Raw genomic sequence first — 21287 nt, forward strand, 5'->3', positions numbered from 1 at the left:
TTCGCGGCGCAGGGCGCAAGCGTCGCTTACCGGCTTGTCGCGCTCCCAATCAGTGCGACGGTCTAGCCGGCTGTCACGGAACAAAAGTAGGTTGCCCGTTCCACGGTCCCACATTGCATCACGTTCAAGAACCTAGATGCGGCGGGCTTGCTTCGGATGGTTAAGGCCAGAAGCGCCTCCGAAAGTCGTTTCTTCGCCCGCTCGACTCCGTTCTCGTCGATTGCCTCAACATCGAGGAAGATGCGCGCGCCTTTCGTGCCGGCTGTGCCGTCCACAGTAAGTCAGACAGTTCGCCAGTGACGGAGGTGGATCGAGAGAGCGAGAAGATCATCCTTGCCGGGGTTGCGTACCGCATTTTCCGAAATTCCTTGATTCCTTGCGTGGCCGAGGGAGAATCTTCGGCCGGCACCGCGGCACCCGATCTCGGCGACGCCTTTTTCCTGATGGATCCGCTGGACGGCACCAAGGAGTTCGTCAACCGCAGGACCGATTTCACAGTCAACATCGCTCTGGTTCGTCATGGTGTGCCCGAGATCGGCGTCGTTTTCGCGACCGGCCGCTTCTTTTCCGGCCGGCCGGGCAAAGGAAGCGATCGAGATCAATGACGGACGGTCAGCGGCACCATACCGGACCCTTGCCGAAATCCGCTGGCGATCGACGATCTCGTAGTTGCCAGCCGGTCACAACGCGCCGGAAACCGACGCCTATATCCGCGCGCTTGGCGCTGCCGAGATCGTCTCGGTCGGCTCCTCGCTGAAATTCTGCCTTGTCGCCGGCGCCGAGGCGGATGTCTATCCGCGCTTTGGTCGTACCATGGAGTGGGATACAGCCGCCGGCGATGCAGTGCTGCGCGCCGCCGGCGGCACGCACGCTCGACGGCGAGCCGCTCACCTACGGGAAGCGAACCAGAGTGACGACGAGGATTTCGCCAACCCGCATTCATCGCTAGCGGCAAGGCTGCCACGACCACTTAGGCGATGATGGACCCGATCCCGTCTGGTCGCGCTCGCAACTGGCCTCCACGCTCATGTCGGCGCGGCGGGCGCGCGACCTCACCAGAGCGCAGATCGAGAACGGCCTGCATTGGATGCTCGATGCTCGATGTCCATGCCGACGAGGATCTCAGCCGTGCCCGCAAGGACAATGCTCCCGCCAACACAGCCCTTCTCAATCGCGTCCGCGCGACCTGAAAACGATTTCCCCGCGCGCCGGCAAGATCCTGCTTCACAACGTCGTGTGTGGTTCGCAAGGGCGGAGCGGGGGTCTGTGCGCTTACCGACGTTGGCCATCCAGCGTTGGAGCCCTGGGCGCAGGGGCTCCGGACCAGGGGGGGCTGATCCGACGCGTGTCGCACCCAGGGAAGGCGGTCGGTTGTTTTTCCAGGTCCGCGACAAAGAGCACAAGTTGTGGCCAAAGTGACGATGGAGGTCAGCATTTGTCCAGGAAAGACTGCCAGCACTTACCACCACGATTATACCGTTACCAAATGTGCTTCGCGGGTGTACACTGTCGCGAGGGTTCGGTGGGTCGTAGCTGCGCAAACAGGATTCGTATGCATCGCGCTCACGTTCCGCGGTAGACAGGAGGAGCTCCTGTGAATCGCATGTCGGTCGTCGGCCCGATGGCTTGCGTCATGGGCGATATGAACCTGGTCCGGCCTCTCGGCCTTGCCGGCGTTTCTTGCGCGGTTGTGGTGCCGCCTGGCGACCCGGCCACCTATTCGCGGTTCGTCAGGGCGGTCCTCCCCTGGCAGAGCTTCTCAAAGAACCTGGACGGTTTGGCGGATATGTTGCTGCGCTTCGGCACTGTACAGCAGGAGCGCCCCGTCCTTTTCTTCGAAGAGGATTCCCATCTGCTGTTCGTGTCGCGATACCGTGAGCGGCTGGGGCAGGCCTTCCGTTTCATCCTGCCCGAAGTGCCGCTGGTGGAAGACCTCGTCGATAAAGCCCGTTTCCAAATCTTGGCCGAACGCCTGAGCCTTCCCGTTCCGGCATCGCGAAGGATTCACCCAAGTCCAGGCTCGACACCCGTTTCCCTTGATCTGCGCTTTCCGGTCGTCATCAAGCCCCTCAGGCGCCGATCACCTTGGGACCAGATCGCAGGTAGTAACAAGGCAATCGAGGTCGCCACAGAGAAGGCATTCCGAGAGCTGTGGCCCCGTTTGGCCAACAACGAGATGGACCTTCTCGTTCAGGACATGATACCGGGGCCGGAAAGCCGCATCGAAAGCTATCATGTCTATGTTGATCATCGGGGCGAAATTGCCGGCGAATTTACGGGGCGGAAAATACGAACGTATCCGCCGTCATGTGGTCACAGCACGGCCTTGGAGACTACGGATGCGGCGGATGTCGCATCACTCGGCCGCACGCTGGTTCAGAAGCTGGATCTACGAGGCGTCGCCAAGTTGGATTTTAAACGGGATCCAGACGGTGCACTTCACCTTCTGGAGGTTAATCCGCGCTTCAATCTTTGGCATGTCTTGGGTGCACGCGCAGGTGTCAACATACCAGCGCTGGTCTACGCGGATCTAACTGGCCAACCCCGCCCGCTTCCTGCAAAAGCCCGTCCGGGTGTCCGATGGTGCACTCTCCCCAGCGATTTGATTGCTGCCCGCTCCACCGGGGTATCCCTGCTGTCGTGGTTGCCCTGGGTTATCCGCTGCGAGACGATTTCGCATATGAACTGGGATGATCCGGTCCTGCTGCGAACTGCGTGGCACCGGGGCATCTCGAACGCTAGCAAACGACTGTCTCGTCTTGTGCAATCCGCAACACGCAGGGCAGCATGAGGCTGGCGATCATCTCTGATGTTCACTCCAATCTCGAGGCACTCCAGGCGACTCTCGACGACATCTCTGCGCAAGCGGCGGACCGTATCATATGCCTTGGCGATATCGTCGGCTACAATACAGACCCGGCAGAGTGCATAGCTCTCCTACAAAAAAAAGGAGTTGCATGCGTAGCTGGAAATCACGACAGGGCTGTCTGCGAACAGATCACCACCGACGATTTCGGTTTTGTCGGCGCTCGCGCGATCCTGTGGACACGCCGGCGACTCGGTTCTGAAGCTGTATCATTCCTTGCCGGACTGCCTCTTAAGGCCGAGATTAGCGACGAATTGATTGCGGTTCATGGCGCGCTGCACCCGGAGAAAGGTTGTGAAACCGTTCGATTAGACGATGACGAACGGCGCCGACAAAGCTTCGAGGCACTCATGAAACACCCCTCTGGCATCCGGATCTGTGCCTTCGGACACACACACCGCCTTGGCGTCTTCGAGTGGCAGGACTCCGTGCCACGACAACTTCACGGCGACGAGATCAACCTCAAGGAGGGTGCCTTCTACCTTGTCAATCCGGGATCGGTCGGGGAATCGCGAACCTCAGATCCACGCGCCACCTATTTAGTTCTCGATACCGCACGCCAAGCCATCGAGGTGAAGCGCGTGTCGTATGACTGGTCTGTTCCATTGGCAAAAAAGCGGAGAGCGGGTCTGATGCCCCCCTTGGCTACTCTCCCCCAGCCGCTCCGGGCAGCGCTGAGACGATATCTTGTTGTTCTCGGCCTCTATGACGCCGTACGAAAGTGGCAGGTAAGCAGCCTGGGCGAACGCTTACGCCATTTCATCCGCACCGATCTTCGACGCTGAAAAGGGAGATCGTCCCTGGAAAGTGTTCGATTCACAGATCGGCATCGCGATCGCCGTCCCATGCACCTCGCTGGTCGAGGTAACGACCACGCGCTCCGGGGCCTTAGGAGCCGGACTCGAAACTCGGATCACGCATGACGCGGATGGACGCGATAAAGATCCACGCCTCGGCGCTGGCGATGGTGGCCTTGAAATCCTTGGCGAGCCGGCGACAGCGTCCCAGCCAGGCGAAAGTCCGCTCGACGATCCATCGTCGTGGCAGGACCTCGAAGCCTTTGGCGGCGGCCCGCCACCGGCAGCCCGTCCAGGCGATATAGAGAGCGCGTCCACGACCGCCCGCAATGCGGACGTCCCGCCGCCTTCGCTCCCGGCAGGAACGGCTCGATCAACGCCCATTCCTTGTCCGTTAATGCATTTGCATCCCGCTGCCCCGTGCGGCAATATTGCTGGCGGTGGCCTCCGTCCAACCCATGTTGTGACCTCGCTCAAGTCTAGACAACTCAAGCGAATCACAACGGACGGGGCAAGGTGTGTGGATGGGCGGGATGAAGCTGGAAAGGGAGGTCTATACCGGCGTAAATTGGCCGCTCCTCGATTCTTTCAGCGACCGAACTTTTTCGCAGCGAAAGGCATGGATTGATTTCGTTTGCGAGACCCAGGCCGGGGATCCGGTTGTGGCTCGAATTGAAGACGCGGGCGTGACCGTTGGATTTTTTGTAGGTGTCATCGTCCGGCGGATGGGTTTCCAAATACTAGGAAGTCCATTCCCAGGCTGGACGACCCCGTATATGGGATTCAATCTGCTGCACGACGTGTCCAGAGCCGATGCAGTCGACGCGCTCATCCGCTACGCATTCTCTGAACTGGGCTGCCATCATCTGGAAATTTCAGATCCTTATCTGACCGGGGAGCACTTCAGAGACGTCAGAGTCAAGGCGCAGCTCGTCCGTACCTTTCGATCAAACCTTCTGATGACAGAGGACGAACTTTTCGCCCGCATGGACGGAGCGTGCAGGCGCTGCATCAGGAAAGCTGCCAAGTCCGGAGTCGTTATCGAGGAAGCCGCCCCGGATGGGTTTGCGGGAGAGTACTTCACTCAGTTGGAAGACGTCTTCGCCAAGCAGAACATGCGGCCAACATATGGCATGAATCGAGTGGAAGCTCTTATCAGGCACATCTATCCAACCGGCGATTTACTTATCTTACGCGCGCGCGATCCAGACGGGCGGAGCATTGCCACAGGTATATTCCCTGGATTTAATGATATTTCCTATTTCTGGGGAAACGCCAGCCTTCGTGAGCACCAGAACGTACGGCCTAATGAGGTGATGCACTGGTATGCGATGAAGTACTGGAAGCGTCGGGGTGTACATTGGCACTATTGGGGCGGCGGCGGTGCTTACAAGGAGAAATATGGTGGTGATACAGTGTTGTACCAGCAGTTTAGAGCATCCAGGAGCGTTGTAGTATCCATGCTTCGAGATGCCGGGAGAATATTGTACGACGCGCCGCGTGGCTGGAAACGCCGGATCTTTAAGTTGCGATCACGGCCCGATCCTTCGATCGCGCGATGACACGGGCTTTCATGACATGATCTAGTAGTGGCCGACGCTTTCGAGGACGAAGTGATGTCTTGAATGGAAAAGCTATACTGGCCAGATGGAAAGTCCTTCGTGTTCACGGTGTTTGACGACACGGACCTTGCAGTTCCTGGCAATTTTGAGAAGGTTTATGACTGCCTGCGCGACTATGGCCTTCTTACGACGAAGTCTGTTTGGCCAATTCGCGGATCCCAGAACTCCAAGATGGGCGGAGCTACCTGTGAGGATCCGGCTTATCTGGCGTATATCCGTGAACTTCGCCGCGATGGATTTGAGATCGGCTTTCACGGCGCGACCTACCACAGCTCAGAGCGAACCAATATCGTGCATGGCCTTGAATACTTCCGCGAGTTGTTTGGCGGCTACCCTCGAACCATGGCTAATCATGCCAACTCCGCCGAGAACATCTATTGGGGAGATGCTCGGCTGAGCGGGATCAGGAGGCAAGCATATAAGCTTCTTCTGAAAAGAAACCGCTTCTACGGTCATTGCGAGGAAAGTCCTTACTTTTGGGGAGATCTCTGCCGCGATCGTATAGATTACGTACGCAATTTCATTACCGGGGATATAAATACGATGAAGATCTATCCTCGCATGCCATATTACGATCCCGAGAGGCCCTTTGTGAAACACTGGTTCTCATCATCTGAGGGGCCGAACGTCGATTCGTTTATTCGTACCATTTCGGAAGCAAACCAGGATCGCCTGGAAGCTGAGGGCGGTGCCTGCATCATGTATACGCATTTCGCTGCCGGTTTTCAGGATACGGACGGAAATCTCAATTGGCGGTTCAGGCAACTCATAAAGCGCCTTGCCTCGAAGAATGGCTGGTTCGTACCGGTAGCGACGTTCCTCGATTATGTTAGGCAGCAGCGTGGCGAGAACGTCATAAACTCTAGAGAACGAGCAAGGATGGAGCGCCAGTGGATCAAGCACAAGATCCTGACTGGCGGAGTATCGTAGCGGACCACTCCCCATTTTGGCTAGGTCGCTGGACAAACCTGATCCAGTCGGCCGTGAACTATCCGCAAGCCGTTGATCTGGCATATTGATTGAGGCGGATAGCGGCTATTGAATTGCAGGATTAGTGGTTTATGGCGGCTGTTTTCTTGCAATGCGATTTTGTGATTCCCTTGTGCTGCGGAGCGTGATTCACTAGGTTCGGCGAGGACGAACAGCCATGGAACGCACCGAAGTACTGGAACTGATGGGGCGCTGAAACTCCTATGACGAGATCATAGGCGTCGCCATTAAGCGGCAGCACGAACCGCCGAAGATCGTCGGCGATCTGTTGCAGGCCGAGATATCGGGAAGCAGGCCCGGTCCATCAAGTACCAGCTCACCGTCGCCAAGCTTCCGCTGGCCAGGGATATCGAGGACTTCGATTTTGCCGGCACGCCGGTCAACGAGAGCCTGATCCGCGACCTCGCCGCCGGCGCCTTCGTTGCCGATCAGCGCAATGTCGTCCTGGTCGGCGGGACAGGCACCGGCACACCGACAAGTCGCATCTGGCGATCGCCATTGCCCGATCTCTCATCCGCAACGGCCCACGCGGGCGCTTCTTCAACGTTGTCGACCCGTCAACAGGCTCGAGACCGAGACCCGCGCCGGCCGGCAGGGCCGCATTGCCGATCATCTCACCCGCCTCGACTTCGTCGTGCTCGACGAACTCGGATACCTGCCCTTCGCCCAGGTCGGCGGGCAGTTGCTCTTCCACCTGATCTCGAAGCTCTACGAGCGCACTTTGATCATCATCACCACCAACGTGGCATCCGGCGAATGGCCGAGCGTCTTCACCGGCGACGCCAAGATGACAACCGCGCTGCTCGACCGCCTCACACACCACTGCGAGATCGTTGAGACCGGAAACGAATCCTGGCGCTTCAAAAGCCGAACTCAAAGCTAAGGCCGAAAAGCCAATCAGCCGTGCCCGATCAGGCTGTGCAACCCCGACCAGCTCCGCCTGATCGGGCGCTCCATGTCGTGCCTCTCACAAGCCCCAAACCGGGGTCCTTTTTACGCGAAAATACGGTGTCCCGATTCCACGGTCATTGACAGATTGACCTAGCGAGGCGCCACAGAAGCCAGGCTTTGAAGAAGTGTCCCGCGTCGCTTTGAGTATGGAGTATGGCCTCGTCGCCGTGTGATAGGCGAAGGTGAACTCGATCGAGCCGTCGTCGAGCAATTCGGCATGGCTGTTGCCTGTGACTTCGTCCATTTCGTCACATCTACCCCGAGGCCAGGGTCTTCGAGTGACCTATGGCCAAGTGTGAGCTTTCAACAGGTTGACCTTTCCTGGCCCGGCTTCACGAGCCGCGTAGAGGCGGTGAGCACGGAGCCTGCGACTCTTGCGCCCGGCTGCGACGGGGCCGTTGCAAATGTAGCCTCCTAAGCTGCGAGAAATCCGAAATGATACGCGATCCGCGTCGCGTTGCTGGAATTCGGATCTGTCGGCTGGGGCCTGGCAGCCGCTCGAGCTGTCCTCGCATGGAGATGACGCGCCTCTGCGACTTTCTGTGGAATTTTGGATGCGGACAAAGTCTTGTCGCATTAGGCGTCCAATCAGCCCTCGCACTCTCGAAGAATCGAATCAATAACTAACCGCCTTTGAGGGTATTACAACTAAAACTATAGGTTGTATTAACTAAGGCAATAAACCTACAAGGAGAGACAGAATGGCGTCTTACTACGTGTCCCCCAACGGATCAGACAACAATGCTGGTCTGTTGGATAAACCATTCGCATCGCTTCAGCATGCGCACGATATCGCAAAGCCCGGCGATACGATCTATATGCGCGGAGGTGTCTATGAACTCACATCTGAAGTGCGACTCACCCATGACGGCACGAGTGGCAATCCGATTACGGTGACAAACTACCAGAATGAGGTACCCATCCTGGACGGATCCTCAATGAGCGGCGGCTATGTCGTCGACATGGAAAGTGCGTCGTGGAACCACATTAAGGGTCTTGAGATCAGGAATGGGCCTGAAGGTGGTCTCCTGATCGAGGGCCAATCGAATTCCAACACGATCGAGCAGTTGAACGTCCATCACAACGGATGGAATTCCGAGTGGGAGGGAAAGGGCATCGTGTTGTTCGGCGCAAGCTCGAACAACCTGCTTCTCAACAACGACTCACACCATAACCAAGATCTGCATGGCGACAACGCGGACGGCTTTCAAGTCTCCACCACAGGCACGGGTAACGTGCTGAGGGGCAATCGAGCGTGGGCCAACTCGGACGATGGCTACGATTTTTTCAACGTGCATGACAACACCCATGCTGCCCCCCTTGTCATCGAGGGCAACTGGGCCTTCGACAATGGCTACGCCAATGATGGCAGCGTGGCTGGTGATGGAAATGGCTTCAAGCTGGGCGGCGCTCGCGCGGGTACGAGCAGCACCTCCGGTGGCCATATCGTGACCGACAACGTTGCATGGGGGAATCATGCGAACGGTTTTGACGAGAATTCCGCCTCCAACCCAATAACGCTCCAGAACAATACCGCGTACGACAACGGCCTATATAATTATGGATTTTGGGAACAGGAGCATACCTTCCGCAACAATCTTTCGGCCGGAATCGGAAGAGTGGCGGCGTCCGGATCGAGCCAAGACAATTCTTGGACCTTACCTGTAAAGGTGGACTCCAGCGATTTTGTGTCGTTGAACGACAGCACGGCGCTGGGGCATCGTGCAGCCGACGGCTCACTCCCGACCACGGAATTCCTTCATCTCGCGAACGGGAGTGACCTTGTCGACAAAGGAATCGACCTTGGCCACGACTATGTGGGATCCGCGCCAGATCTGGGCGCTTTCGAGCAGCCCGCGCTGTCTGGGGCGGTGGTCCCATCTCAGCCCGAGCCTGTGCCTGGTCCCGTATCTGGGCCCGTGTCTGGAAATGCATCCGGGCTCGGCCAGGTTCCCATCGGCCTACCCGACTACGGCTCTTACAAGGAGATCGACGGCAATGGTGGCGCAAACAAGATCGTCGGAACCGCGGCTGCCGAGTTGATCGATGGCAAATCCGGTAACGATCACTTATTCGGCGGGGACGGCAATGATATCCTTGAGGGGGGCGATGGGGCTGACCAATTGACGGGGGGGCACGGCAACGACTTCCTTGCCGGCGGCAAGGATGCCGATGTCTTTGTCTTCCATGAAGCCACCTGGGGTACGGATGTGATAATGGACTGGCAGGCTGGGATCGATAGAATCGACCTGCACGGAACTGGTCTGCATTTTAACGACCTGGAGTTTGTCACCGCCGACATTGATGGCGATGGCGCCAAGGACGACGTATTCGCAGCCAGCGACCATGGCAACATCGGCCTCCTAGACATGCATCTCTCGCAGATCCATTCTTCCTTTTTCTTAGTGTGACAGATTTGCCAGCGCGGACTCCGTTCGCGCTGGCTTCCTTGTCCAATGCAGGACACACTGCGTTGCGTAAGCGTGTCGTGCCTCAATCGCCCGGCGCGCGGATATTTAATCCAGTTTCTCGAAGCAGTTTGACTTCATCGCCGGTCAAATGCGCATGGCAGCCAGCTCCCGGACCACCGAGGCCCGACAGAATGGATCCAAGTTGCCGCCTGCCAGCCTCCAATGCTTCCGGGTTTTGCGTCCAGCTCCTCCAGGAGGCCCCAACAGTTCGCGCGATCGCCGCACCGATTTCGCCGCAACCTTTTCGCTTGAGGATCTCGATGAATTCGTAGTCCTCGACTCCGTCGCGCAGCCATTTGAGCCTCATTGAGGGTACAACGCCCTCCACCCCGACGGGCTGCCCCGGGTAAAGAAGCATTCCCTCTCCCGGGTAATCATTACCTCCCGTCCGATAGGTCTGCACGTCGTTCCAAGGATCGCTTGTCCAAAGATCGACGCGCCAATACAATAACCCGGTCAACTTGAGGCTCTGATTGATGAAGCCGGGCTGGATACGAAAGTTGATCGGCGAAAAATCTATCTCCCATTTGGGAGAATATTCGTCTTGAACGAGCGCGTTGTATGACCAAACCGCATCACCCTTTGCCAGAACCTCCGCAATCCGCTCCGGTGCGCTGTCATACATTTTGGGAAGAAGCACCCAGATATCGATCGCAGAATGCCCGCTTCCAGTGCCATCGTCAAAAAGCTCTGGGGCAGGCGTCATGGTAACCAGATTGTCGATACCTGCCTCATGCAGGACGCGTGCCCAGGCTTTCATAGTTCCATAGAGGCTTTTGCAGCAGTCGATTTCGTCGGCTGTGTAGTTGAAGAGATGGAGGGCGGGATGGTGTTGAGCTGCCGCCTCTTGCACCTCTTTGAGCGATGGTGGCGGCTTCATCGCGCATTGAGCCATGCTGGCATTGCTCCACAGGCCGAGATTGGTGGATTTTAGTCCGAACCTTTCAACGAAGGAGGCTTGGTTCTGAACACGCACGTTACGCGGCATTAGCTTGTGCTTCAGTAACTCCGCCTGGGCCTGCGGAGTATTCGCATCCCAGATAAGGAAAGCAGAGTTCAACGAAGGAGTAAGCGGGAGTGTGAAGTCCCACACATGAAGCACGACCTCGCCGACAGCATTGCCCTGATCACTTGACACCCTCACGGTTCCGCCATAGCGGCCGGGTGGCGTGTCGGGTGGAACGGATATGTCGATCCAGATGGGCTGGTTACCGTGCGAAGGGACGGAAAAGCGGGTTGCAGGTCGGGGATGGCCCTGTGCCGCCAAAGTCATTCCCTCGGCATCCAGCGGTATCAGCCCATCAGCGTACCATCCCGGGCCAAGTGGTCGGTTCGACCCTTTCAGGTCGGGACTGGATCGCGCCACATGGACGTAGTGTTCGCGGTAAAGCGTCACATTCTTCGCAGCGATACGGGCTCGGTTGCCTTTGCTGACCAGATCTTGGACCTGAATCGTCACGTGGGTGAGGGCGGTGCCCAGTGCACGGATTCCAACCTGGAACGACTCGGTTTCACCACGAGCTGCATAAAGCTCGATCTTCAGCTGATCGCCGGGGGCAGCGTCTTGGCCGATTCGCTCCAAACTAGGCACGAGCCATATGACCGGTTCTCCCTGCCCAGCACCCGAAGGCAGCAGGAAGTAGAAGATGCTCAGCCCGAGCAAGAGCGCCAGCGCGGGGTGAAGCCAACGCCAGCTGCCGGCTTTTCGAAAACCGTGCAAGGCGAGTCCGCAAAGGGATCCGCACCCGTAGCTCAGGTGCACCGCCACCAGCACCGCGGGGAAGAGGAGCAGATGCATGCCCGGCGCTGTATAAGCGGCCAGTAAGGTAGCGCACAGCAACCCAATTTCGTAAAGGAACAGCATGCCTGCTGCGGGGATCAGCGCGGGCGGCCAAAATATAGAAACCGCAAACGGAATTGACAGGCTTGCTACCAGTGCGAGCGGAGCGAGATGTCGGAGCCGCAATGCGCGCCAATTCTCGACCCACGCGAGGGCGCCGCCGAATCCGTTGCCAAAATATTGCTTGCAAAGTGCGGACAGGGTTTCCCGGGGCTGATAGAAAGCTCGGATTTCCGGCCAGACATAGAGACCATAGCCGAGCCGACGTATTCTTTCGTTAAAGTCGTTATCCTCAGCACGCCAAAGATCTTCTCGCAGTGGGCCGACTTGGTCTACGATGTACTTCCAATAGCAGCCATTCCAGACCGTGTCGGCCCATCCTGCCGCGTTTTCTCTGCGAAATTTGGCAACTCCGATCCCAAAGGGACTTCTATGTGCCGCCACGATTGCACGACCGACCAGCGATGGCGAAGGTAATGGACGCGCGATTGCTCCCACCCCTCCCGCACCTGTGGCGAGCAGCCCTGAGACGCTTTGCCGGACGACGTCGGGTTCATATTGGGCATGGGCGTCAAGACGCAGGAAGACGTCGGTCCGCATGCGAGGAACCGCCAGATTGATGGCAGCCGCAGGGCCGCGCCCCGGATTCTCGATGACGCGGGCTCGTGGGTCGCGCCGCTGCATCTGTTGCAGCATCTGGAGCGTTCCGTCGGTTGACCCGCCGTCAACGAACCAGATTTCGGCAATCGCGGGATAATCCTGACTGACAAGGTTGGAAGCGAGTGCCTCGAGACATGCGATCTCGTTGCGGATCGGGATAACGATGCCAACGGTCGGCTGCTCGGGAATCCGCGCTCCTGGGTAGTCGGCGAGCGCTGACCGGTATTCAGGCGGTCTTTCTTGAGAAGACTTCGGCATGAAGTGCTCCAATCATCCGTTCGCGATTGGCTTCCATGGTGTTGTCGACCATCAGCGCGCGCCCATTGCTTCGCAAGCGCTCCCGTAATTCTGGGCGGCATACCACTTGCTCAATCGCGGCTGCCAGCGCAGTGACGTTGCCTGGCGGAACAAGCATGGCTGTTTCATTGTCTTTCAGGAAAAGCGGAATTCCTCCCACGGCGGTCGCGATCGTGGGTAGACCAATGCACAGAGACTCATTGATGACTTGCGGAAAGCCTTCCGTGAAGGATGGGAGCACGAGCACTCCGGCTTGCCGGTAAAGTTCGAACAAAGCCGGCCCGTAAGGCACGAAACCGCGAAATGTCACGTTTTCGCGTAGGCCGAGAGCCGTTGATCGAGCCTTGAGCTCCGCCTCCAGCGGTCCTGCTCCAACGATATCGAGATGGCACGACACGCCGCGCTGCTTAAGGTGCGCAAGTGCTTCGAGAAGCACGTGATGTCCCTTTTCGGGAGCCAGCCGGCCAACGCAGATCAAACGCGTTGGATCGGGCCCGGAACACATTTCTGCAAAGGTCCTGAGCTGCGCGTCCCTCATCAGACAGGGCATATGGTCGTGCACACGGTTGCTGAAGCGGCGGTACTCCCGAGCAAGATCTCGGCCTACAGCGAACACTGTTCGGTCGCGTGCAAGCCGCTTGAAATGCCAATCAAGTGCTTTTGCGGCCGCAATGGCAGCAAGGCGTTTCAATCCCCTATGCGTGCCCATCTGCTGGATCAGGTTCTGGCGAACCACGAGGCTCACCGGCACACCGAGGGAAATGCACTGCATCGCGATCATCTGCCCTATCGGATTTGGACCGCCTATCAGGATCGCATCCCAACTCCGCGCTTGCTCGGATATTCGGCGACGTATCTCCAGGAACGTACTCGGGCTGAGGCGCCACAGCTGATACAAGTTCGGATAGTAGGGGAGCGGGCATAGCGTGATCCCAGGGTGGTCGAGCAAATAGGGCCCGCGGCCGGGTTGCGTTGCCTCGCGCCCGATGAAGATGATCTCGTCGACGGACTCGATGAAACTAGCCGGAAAAAGGATGTAAGGCTCATCCGTCGAAAGAGTGTCGCCCTCGCGCCAGAAAACCTGATCGACGAAGATGGCGAGTCGCATGGCCAATCCCCTCTCTTTTGTCGGCGTCGTTCTCCGCCGCGCATAACGTCCAGAGTTGGCCAGTCACCGATTTCGGCTGGAACTTCTGCTCGATCCAGGCGCGCGCAAGGGTGCCGATCTCGCGCCGCATGCCCGGGTCCGTTCCGAGGCGAAGAACATGGCGCGATAGCTCGTCCGGTTCGGGTTGGGCTATGATCCCGGTAACGCCGTTCTGGATGAGGTCGGCGACGCCGTTCACTCGCGTGGCTATGCAGGGCACCCCCGCGGCCATGGCCTCGAGCACAACATTGGACATGCCTTCATAGTCGGAAGACAGCACGAAAATGTCGGCGGCGCACATGAGTTCTCGGGCATCAGGCACGGTGCCGAGAAAACGGACTCTATCGTCAAGTCCGAGACGCGCCACTTGGCTCCTCAACTCGCCGAGGCAACCGAGGTCTTGTCCGGCAATCGCCGCCTGCACCATGCGGTGCCGAGCTACTCGTGCGATCGTATCGATGAACCGGTCGAAGCGCTTCTGCGGCGCAAGTCGGCCTACCCCAAGCACCAGCACTGAGTCATCGCGCAGACCAAGGCGACGACGCCACTCGGCACGCCAGTTGGCTATCTGATCAGATGGGAAAATCTCGACCACATTGGGCACATAGACAACAGACCTTTTTGAGCCGAGGCGGTGCGCGAGTTGCTCCTGAGTCTCGCGGGAATTGCAAACCGCTATAGAGATGCCGGCCACGCTCACCCAAGACCATAAGCCGCGCCATTCTGTCGGCAGATCAGCAAACAACGTGTTGCGGAATGATCCGATGCGTCGGATGCCCAGCCCCGTCAAGGCGAGCGCGAACACATTGGTATAGGACGACCAGGAAAAGAAGCATCGTGTTTTGCGGGCGACGCATGCCGCACGCAATTGCCGCATCTTATCCAGGCGGCGGCCCTTCAACAGCACCACAGGAATACCGAGCTTGCGGATCGGAGCTTCCCAGAACCCGAGCTCGCCCGACACATAGACAGTGGGGGCCCAGCGGGCAAAATCACAATGGGCGAGAAAATGATACAGTTGCCGCTCTGTTCCGCCTTGCCCGAGCTGTCCGACGACCACGGCGATCGCCTCCGGTTGCCTCGAACCGCGTGCCGCGCCCATTAGTCAAACTCGCTTTTGGAGGCGTCCTTTGCACTTGGGATGTGCCGGTCTTGCTCTTGGTGCGTCTGGATCGTAGCTGATTGTTCGGCAGGCTGCCGGCCTTGCGCCGCCTTATCTATTTCGCCGATCACCGCTACGGGACCCGGCAGCTGGTTGGAAGGAAGCAAGACTTTGACGATGTCGCCGGGCAACAGTTCGGTATGTTCGTCTGCCGGGACGCGGCGCCAATCCTGCTCGACTTTGCGCGTGATTGTGATCACGGGCGGCGCAGCCGTTCCAAGCATTTCAGAGGGTGAAGTCGTCCCGCCAGGGCGAAGCTTCTCACTGGCAGCCCTCAATCGCAACTCCGCTCCAGCTAGTCTCTCGCTCGTCTCTCTAATGTCTTGAAGGAGTCCGATCCGACGCGAGTTTGTCGTCTTGTTGAGAGTCTGCGCTGAGGCCTCCCGTCCTCGCTGGATTTCCATCTTGTTTACAATTGTCTGAAGCTGGCGCGTGGAAGACAGCAGCACCGCGCGGCGTGCCTCCGACACCCGCGTAGCTTGCACGTTGCCGGCCTCGAACAGCGCGGTGAGCTTTTCAAGCTCTTGTGCATCAGCCTGTGCTCCGCTTTTTTCCTTCTCTTCCTGTTGAGCCAGAATTGCGATCTGCCCGTCCGCTTGCTTCATCGCGGCGCGAATTGAGGCGATTTCCTGATGGTAGCTTTCTTGTGAGGTTTTCAGCAAATTCAGTTCAGACTGAATGAGGTTTGCCAGATTGGCAGCGGGAATCAGCTGGGTTGCCGGAATATTCGCTTCGAAGCTGTCTGCATCGTTCAGTTCGGCTTGCAGCCGGGACAGGTGCACGGTTTCTCTGACATATTCCAACGCGTGAAGATTGTAATCCTCGCGCAAGTCCACCAATTGGTTAGGATCAGCCGTGGCATGGCTTCCCCGTATGGTGCTGTAGCCCCCCGAAAGGGCAACGGCCTGTCCAACCGCCATAAGAGGCCGGAACGCATACTGACCTGGCGTCAAGACGTCGCCATCGACGTAGATAGGTCGGTATTCGGCAACGGTTGCCGCGATATCAGTAGGGAGAACCAGAACGCTATATTCGCGGCCGTCGGGAGTCCTTTCCCGGAACAGTCGTGTCGGCAGCGCCGCTGCGATTTTGTTCCGCATTTCTGCGGCCGTCAAACCTGCGATTTCGATAGTCCCAAGCGTCGGCAGAGATATCGTTCCATCGAACTCGATGGGGACACGATGATGCCACTCCGGCAATCCTTCGATGGTGACCTCTATCGCGTCACCTGGCGCAAGTTTGTATTCCGTTGCGGCTGCATTGCTCACGAGAGTGAACAGGAGTGGTATCCAGCCGACGCTTAGCATTTGGCGCCATAGGCCTAACCTTGCTATCTTCATGACGTCCCCGACGCGTTTGCTCGTGAACCGGTTGGCTCGCCCCGACGGAGCATGGATTGATCCTGAAGATCTCGATCCGGCGCCTCAAAGTCGCATTCTTTTGTGCCCGCCGACACCATCTGAACGCATGAAGACGCACCTCCGCGGGCTCCTTAGGAATTGAATACCGGGTTCCCCAGACGGCGCGGCATCGGAGGCCAAGCATGCCATCCACATTTCCGAAGTTGTCCTGACGAAATAGAAGGCCGCAAGTCATGGAACGCGTTAAGGTACCAGGCGGGAGATACTCTCGAATAGACGGTTCGGCGCCTTCGGATTCGCGACCGGATCCTGGAGTCCAATTTTCCAAACTGACCGACATCGTGAGGCGGCACACGGTCTTAATAGGTGCCATAGCAGGGTTCGGCACTTTCGTGACTTTCATTGCCGCCTTGGCAGTCCCGCCTTCTTACACGGCAACGGCTCAGCTCATGATCGACCCTGGCCCGCGCGATGCGAACTCAACTCAGTCGACCATATTCGAAACCGTCGATCCGACCGTGATCGATACGGCAATCGCTCTTCTAACTGCCGAAGATCATATCCGCTCGGTTCAGGCCAGCCTCTACGATCACCCGGACTTTCAGTCGGAAACGCCAGACGAAACCTCGGTATTGAGGAATTCCATCAAAACATTACGGGCACGGCTCCGGGCGTTGATTGGCTCGATAAAAAGGATCTTTCCCACACCGGATTCAGAAGCCGAGGCTGGTGATGCGCGGCCAGGTGTTCCCACCGTCGGGGAACTCAGAGCTGGCGTAAAGGTCAATCAAGAGCGCCGCTCCCGTGTCATCTCCGTGAGCTACACCGACGAGAGTCCTGAAAAGGCCGCAGCCATAGTCAACCAATTCGTGGACCTCCACATCAATGAGCTGCGTGATCGGAACCGGCGGCAGGCCAGACGTTTGCTGGCTTGGCTGGACCAGAGACTAGTGGAGGTCAAATCCGAGGTTCATCAAGCGGAAGAGAGGATGGAATCGTTCCGCATTCTTCACGGAATGAGCAATGTCGAGGCGGATACAGAACTGATCGCCCAAACGAGGCGGCAGCTTGCACGTGCGAGATCCGAAATAGCGGTCAGAGAGGCTGCTATCGATAGGCCTCGTGATACCGCAGCTACAGGTGAGGAGCAGGCCAAGAGTCACGATATGCCGGCTCCAGAACCAGGTGCAGTAAGCGACCCCGAAAATGAGCGTTCGCGGGCTCGGTTGAAGAACGAGGCCGAAATAATTCGCTCACAAGCCTCGATGCTGGAGCAAGATCTGAAGTCACTGCAGAGCCAGGCCGCCGACCGCCTCGCTTCCGAAGCCGAACTTCGCTTTCTCGAGCGCCAAAGCGCTTCCGCCGCGAACCATTACGCCGATCTTCTCCGGCGCAAGCAAAATTTGGCCGAGGAGCAGGACGCGACAGTGGCGGCGCATGTCCTCACATCTGCCCGAGCGCCGACGCGCCCAAGCTCGATCAACCCGATCCTCTTTATTCCGGCCGCCCTCATCGCCTTCCCGGCTTTCGGATTGGCTATCGCAGTTATTCTCGAGCGCATGGACCGAAGCCTGCGGAGCGAACGTGACATAGTTGACGCCCTTGGAGTCTCGTGCATCGGCCTTGTCCCTGACATTCGGTGGACTTACCGCCGCCAGAGCGACCGCTATTTGTTCGATGGGCCATCATCGGCATACGATCAGGCCATCTATTCGATCGTGGCAGCAACCCTCCAACCTGCTGGCCCGAATGCTAAGCCGATGGTCATTCTCGTGACGTCCAGTGTGCCTGGCGAGGGCAAGACAACGCTTGCGACAAGTTTCGCGGCCTGCGCGGCGCGTCTTGGCCGCCGGGTTCTCCTGATCGACCGCGACCTGCACGAGCTAAAGGATCCGTCAACTACAGCTGCATTCGAAATCGCGCGCCGGAATGGTGACCACACGCATTCGCCCGAATATACGAGCGCTGGGCCCGTTAGCCGCATCCCAGATCTGGATTGCGACCATCTTCTGGTGCGGCGGACAGGTGCTGACCAACCTTCGCTTTTTGTGGCTCAGAAAATCGTGGATGTCTGTCAGGGGCTGCGCGGACGCTATGATTGCGTCATCATTGACGCCCCGCCGACATTCGCACCGGAAACCCGCCTCCTTTCCGCCGTAGCCGACGAGGTGATTTTCGCAGTGCGGTGGGGAAGTACCAGGCGCGAGGTCGCCGGCAATGCCCTCCAGCAGTTGCGTTGCTCCAATCGGTTCGAAAGCCTGACCAATGTTCATGCGGTGCTGACGCGCGTCCATCTGCGGAAGCATGCACGGTACCGATTTGGGGATATCGGTGAATTCCTTCAGAAGCACCGAAAATACTATTCGCGCTCCGGTCTTTGGAATTAACCCGAACCGGCGCCCTCCGGTCAGAGGTCACGACCCAGCACACAATGCGTTTTCGCCAAAGAGTGGGAGTTGGACGTTGCGGTGGTGCTTTGTTTCTCCTGGATATAGATCGACTCAGGTCCTTGCCGGCGATAGTCGCTCATCGGGCGGTGCTGAAGCACAGATAGCTCATCTTGCCGCGGCTCTCGCGGGTCTGGGGCACGAGGTAAGCCTCATATATGGCGACGGGCAAACGCAGTCCCTCAGCAAGATTGGGGGGGTCAGCTGCATCGCTGCCGCACCGGCGTGGCGATTGCCTGCAAGTCTCCCAGCATTCTGGCGTGCCATGGACACGTTGCGCCCGGATGTGCTCTATGCGCGCCTCCCAACAGATTTTATTTGGCTGATGGGCCTGTTTGCCAGATCGCGCCGCAATACGCGCTTCATATATGCTCTGGCCAACGATGTTCATTGCACCGCCTGGACCGCTTACGATCACAAGAAATGGTTCCACGCTCCTCTATTCAGCCTTGGCATGCGAAGTACCGACGTGATTGCGGTCCAGCATCACCAGCAATCGGCCATGCTCAACCCGCGTTTGCGAGAGCGCTCGGCACACGTGCCGAATCTGGTGCGCTCGGTCTCCGAACATCCTCGCGTATACGACACGGCCACCATTGATGCGATCTGGATCGCGAAGATCCGAACAAGCAAACAGCTCCATCTGTTCCTGGATTTGGCGGAAGCGCTGCCTCGCCTGCGCTTCGCAGTGGTAGGCGGATTCGATCCCACGGTAAGCAGCACGGTAAAGGTGGCGCTGGAGGAGCGGATCCGCGGACTTAAAAACCTGACCTTCTACGGCCCGAAGCGCGACAACGAGGTCATGGCCCTGCTCTCGAAAGCCAAGGCCCTGGTAAATACATCGTCCGTCGAAGGGTTCCCCAATACTATGCTTGAGGCATGGAGTATTGGCGTTCCGGTCGTCTCACTATCGGTGGATCCTGGAGGAGTGATCGAGCAGAAGGGGATTGGCTTCGTCAGCCGAACCATGACTCAGTTGGTCCATGATGTGGACACGATCGTTCGAACGAAGTCCCTCAATCAGCGGTGCGGAGAACTCGCGCTTTCCTATGTTCGCCGGCAGCATAGCCTCGAGGCAGTGTGCCGAGCCTTGGAAAGGGCGCTTCCGGGAGTGCAGTTAGGCCGGTGCCCGACCTGGAACGTCGCGACGCCATCTTTGGATCGCAGCTGAATCGGATTCGAAGGCAAGGAGACGAGCGGTGTCGAATCTTTCTCCTGATCTACCATCCCCGATAAGCCTGATGTATGTGAGCTCGGCTGTCCTGCTTGCCATCTTGATGGCTTTGGTGCTGATCCTGTCGGGCGATCCCCGGGCTCCCATCTTGGCCGTCGGCGGAGCTGGCTACGCCGCCATTGCTCTTTATCTAGTCCAACGGCCCTTGAGCGCCCTTTATGTCGCGGTCTTCCTTGCGCTGATGCCAATGGGGCTGCGGTCCGGGTTGGTCTACGACGTCGCCGCTAATTCAGCTCTCGCGTTAGCGCTAGGGGCGTGGCTGCTTAGCGTCATCGTTCAGCGGCAGCACATTCAGTGGAACGCCGTTTGTGTTCTAATGGCCCTCTATCTTGTCTGGGCGGTTGTCACCCTGCTTTGGGCTCCCGATCTCATCCTGGCCCGGAAAGAACTTGTCGCCTATGCCAGTGGATTCATTGTGCTGTTACTTATTTCTGCGGAGGTCAAGTCAATCGCAGCCATAGACGGATTGATGCGCGTCCTAATGTTGATGGGCTGGATGCTCATCCTGGCTGGATTGCAGGCAGTATTCGCAGGCGGTTACCAGCTTGGTGAGAGACTGCAAGTCTTGGAAATGAACGAGAATCTTTTTGGTGTGACTCTGGTCCTGACGCTTCCCGGCCAGATTTGGCCGGTATTGCGCTCCTCCGGCCTGACCCGCGCATTCCATCTGGTCCTCAGTATTTTCTTTATCCTTTGCACCTTGGGCCTCGTCGCCCTCAGCGGGTCCCGGGGAAGTTCGATCTCGCTCCTGCTCGTGCTGCTCGCGTTCTTCTTCTACAAGCCCATGAGACCGTTCGGCATCGTCGGAATAATACTGGTGGTTTCCCTCCTTGCCATTGCACCACTCGCCACTGATGTCCTCGTGCGACGCTTCGAGGAAGGTGAGGGCGGAGATCTGGGGGGGCGCGTTGTGCTGTGGTATGCCAGTTTGCAACTTGTACGGGACCACCTGTGGAGCGGGGTGGGGATTGGCAACGGCCCGTCCGAGCTCTACGAATATGTCGCTCCCCTGACGAGCAACTACGCTGATCGCTCTAGTGTTCCCAGTCACAATCCTCTCCTCGAGGTAGCAGCAGAGACAGGCGTACTCGGCGTTGTTCTCTACGCCAGTGCAGTAGTTCTCGGGATATGGCAATTCTTTCGGTACCGCCGCAGATTGCATAATTACGATGAGCTGGTCGCAGGCTATTTTCCGCTGGTGTTGGGCGTGTCCGTAGGCTACTTCGCCTCGTGGTTGAAGGGCGGAGGCATGGCTGCCCATCCGACTTTCTTCATACTTCTAGGATTGCTATCATTTCCTGTTTCCGGCCCGATTGCTAGAGCGTCGGACATTCAGGTTGAATCGCGAAGGATTCCGCTAACGTCGGGTTTGTGATTCACTTCCTTAAGGAGGTGATTTGCCATGCCCAAGCCCTATTCGCTCGATTTGCGTGAACGCGTTG

The 21287-nt window shown here is 58.0% G+C and carries 14 protein-coding genes and 4 pseudogenes; 12 read left to right on the forward strand and 6 right to left on the reverse strand.

Features of this window, described 5'->3' with window-relative positions; translation table 11 throughout:
* Positions 1 to 305: 305 nt before the first annotated feature.
* From NMG46_RS28195 to NMG46_RS28215, 5 genes and pseudogenes are all read left to right on the forward strand, one after another.
* A complete protein-coding gene (locus NMG46_RS28195) occupies positions 306 to 605 on the forward strand; it encodes an inositol monophosphatase family protein (RefSeq protein ID WP_254820597.1) in 300 nt (99 codons plus the stop codon).
* 64 nt (positions 606 to 669) lie between these two features.
* Positions 670 to 981 (forward strand): inositol monophosphatase family protein, encoded by a 312-nt coding sequence (locus NMG46_RS28200; protein ID WP_254820586.1) that lies wholly within the window; start codon positions 670 to 672, stop codon positions 979 to 981.
* An 85-nt stretch (positions 982 to 1066) separates the two neighbouring features.
* Positions 1067 to 1178: pseudogene (locus NMG46_RS28205) on the forward strand (ISAs1 family transposase); the annotation flags it as partial.
* Between the two features lie 425 nt (positions 1179 to 1603).
* Positions 1604 to 2791: an ATP-grasp domain-containing protein gene (locus NMG46_RS28210; RefSeq protein WP_254820598.1), complete on the forward strand. Its 1188-nt coding sequence runs from the start codon at positions 1604 to 1606 to the stop codon at positions 2789 to 2791.
* On the forward strand, positions 2788 to 3651 hold the full coding sequence (locus tag NMG46_RS28215; RefSeq protein WP_254820587.1) for a metallophosphoesterase: 864 nt from the start codon (positions 2788 to 2790) through the stop codon (positions 3649 to 3651). Before NMG46_RS28210 ends, NMG46_RS28215 begins: the two co-directional genes overlap by 4 nt.
* Here NMG46_RS28215 and NMG46_RS28220 read toward each other — a convergent pair.
* Positions 3619 to 3747, reverse strand: a pseudogene (locus NMG46_RS28220) (GDP-mannose 4,6-dehydratase); the annotation flags it as partial. The gene NMG46_RS28215 and the pseudogene NMG46_RS28220 sit on opposite strands and share 33 nt — an antisense overlap.
* 7 nt (positions 3748 to 3754) lie before the next feature.
* Positions 3755 to 3931, reverse strand: a pseudogene (locus NMG46_RS28225) (transposase); the annotation flags it as partial.
* 265 nt (positions 3932 to 4196) lie between these two features.
* On the opposite strand from NMG46_RS28225, the gene NMG46_RS28230 reads away from it, so the two are divergent.
* The 4 genes and pseudogenes from NMG46_RS28230 to NMG46_RS29805 all read left to right on the forward strand — a co-directional run bounded on the left by NMG46_RS28230 (position 4197) and on the right by NMG46_RS29805 (position 9637).
* Entirely contained in the window at positions 4197 to 5225 is a 1029-nt protein-coding gene (locus NMG46_RS28230) for a GNAT family N-acetyltransferase (RefSeq protein WP_254820588.1), read from the forward strand.
* Between the two features lie 99 nt (positions 5226 to 5324).
* Positions 5325 to 6215, forward strand: coding sequence for a hypothetical protein (locus tag NMG46_RS28235; protein ID WP_254820589.1), 891 nt, complete (start codon positions 5325 to 5327; stop codon positions 6213 to 6215).
* A gap of 271 nt (positions 6216 to 6486) precedes the next feature.
* Positions 6487 to 7158, forward strand: a pseudogene (gene istB, locus NMG46_RS28240) (IS21-like element helper ATPase IstB).
* 769 nt (positions 7159 to 7927) lie between these two features.
* Positions 7928 to 9637, forward strand: coding sequence for a right-handed parallel beta-helix repeat-containing protein (locus tag NMG46_RS29805; RefSeq protein ID WP_302897277.1), 1710 nt, complete (start codon positions 7928 to 7930; stop codon positions 9635 to 9637).
* A gap of 82 nt (positions 9638 to 9719) precedes the next feature.
* On the opposite strand, the gene NMG46_RS28255 is transcribed toward NMG46_RS29805, so the two are convergent.
* Genes NMG46_RS28255 through NMG46_RS28270 form a run of 4 tightly spaced genes read right to left on the reverse strand, consistent with a single transcriptional unit; the run spans position 9720 to position 16071 of the window.
* A complete protein-coding gene (locus NMG46_RS28255) occupies positions 9720 to 12455 on the reverse strand; it encodes a glycosyltransferase (protein ID WP_254820590.1) in 2736 nt (911 codons plus the stop codon).
* Positions 12424 to 13602 (reverse strand): glycosyltransferase, encoded by a 1179-nt coding sequence (locus NMG46_RS29810; protein WP_302897278.1) that lies wholly within the window; start codon positions 13600 to 13602, stop codon positions 12424 to 12426. Before NMG46_RS29810 ends, NMG46_RS28255 begins: the two co-directional genes overlap by 32 nt.
* Positions 13538 to 14701 carry a glycosyltransferase family 4 protein gene (locus NMG46_RS28265; RefSeq protein WP_254820591.1) on the reverse strand — a complete coding sequence of 388 codons (1164 nt, stop codon included), beginning with the start codon at positions 14699 to 14701 and terminating at the stop codon, positions 13538 to 13540. Before NMG46_RS28265 ends, NMG46_RS29810 begins: the two co-directional genes overlap by 65 nt.
* Before the next feature lie 41 nt (positions 14702 to 14742).
* Positions 14743 to 16071, reverse strand: a complete 1329-nt coding sequence (locus NMG46_RS28270) for a polysaccharide biosynthesis/export family protein (protein WP_254820592.1) — start codon at positions 16069 to 16071, stop codon at positions 14743 to 14745.
* Positions 16072 to 16613: 542 nt separating this feature from the next.
* Between NMG46_RS28270 and NMG46_RS28275 the strand changes: the two genes are divergently transcribed.
* Genes NMG46_RS28275 through NMG46_RS30075 form a run of 3 tightly spaced genes read left to right on the forward strand, consistent with a single transcriptional unit; the run spans position 16614 to position 21220 of the window.
* Entirely contained in the window at positions 16614 to 18551 is a 1938-nt protein-coding gene (locus tag NMG46_RS28275) for a polysaccharide biosynthesis tyrosine autokinase (RefSeq protein ID WP_254820593.1), read from the forward strand.
* Positions 18469 to 19782: a glycosyltransferase family 4 protein gene (locus NMG46_RS28280; RefSeq protein ID WP_254820594.1), complete on the forward strand. Its 1314-nt coding sequence runs from the start codon at positions 18469 to 18471 to the stop codon at positions 19780 to 19782. The genes NMG46_RS28275 and NMG46_RS28280 overlap by 83 nt, the downstream gene beginning before the upstream one ends.
* Before the next feature lie 28 nt (positions 19783 to 19810).
* Positions 19811 to 21220, forward strand: a complete 1410-nt coding sequence (locus NMG46_RS30075) for an O-antigen ligase family protein (protein ID WP_254820595.1) — start codon at positions 19811 to 19813, stop codon at positions 21218 to 21220.
* The last annotated feature ends 67 nt before the right edge of the window (positions 21221 to 21287 follow it).

Source organism: Mesorhizobium sp. LMG 17147 (genome assembly GCF_024297145.1).
Classification (GTDB): Bacteria; Pseudomonadota; Alphaproteobacteria; order Rhizobiales; family Rhizobiaceae; genus Mesorhizobium.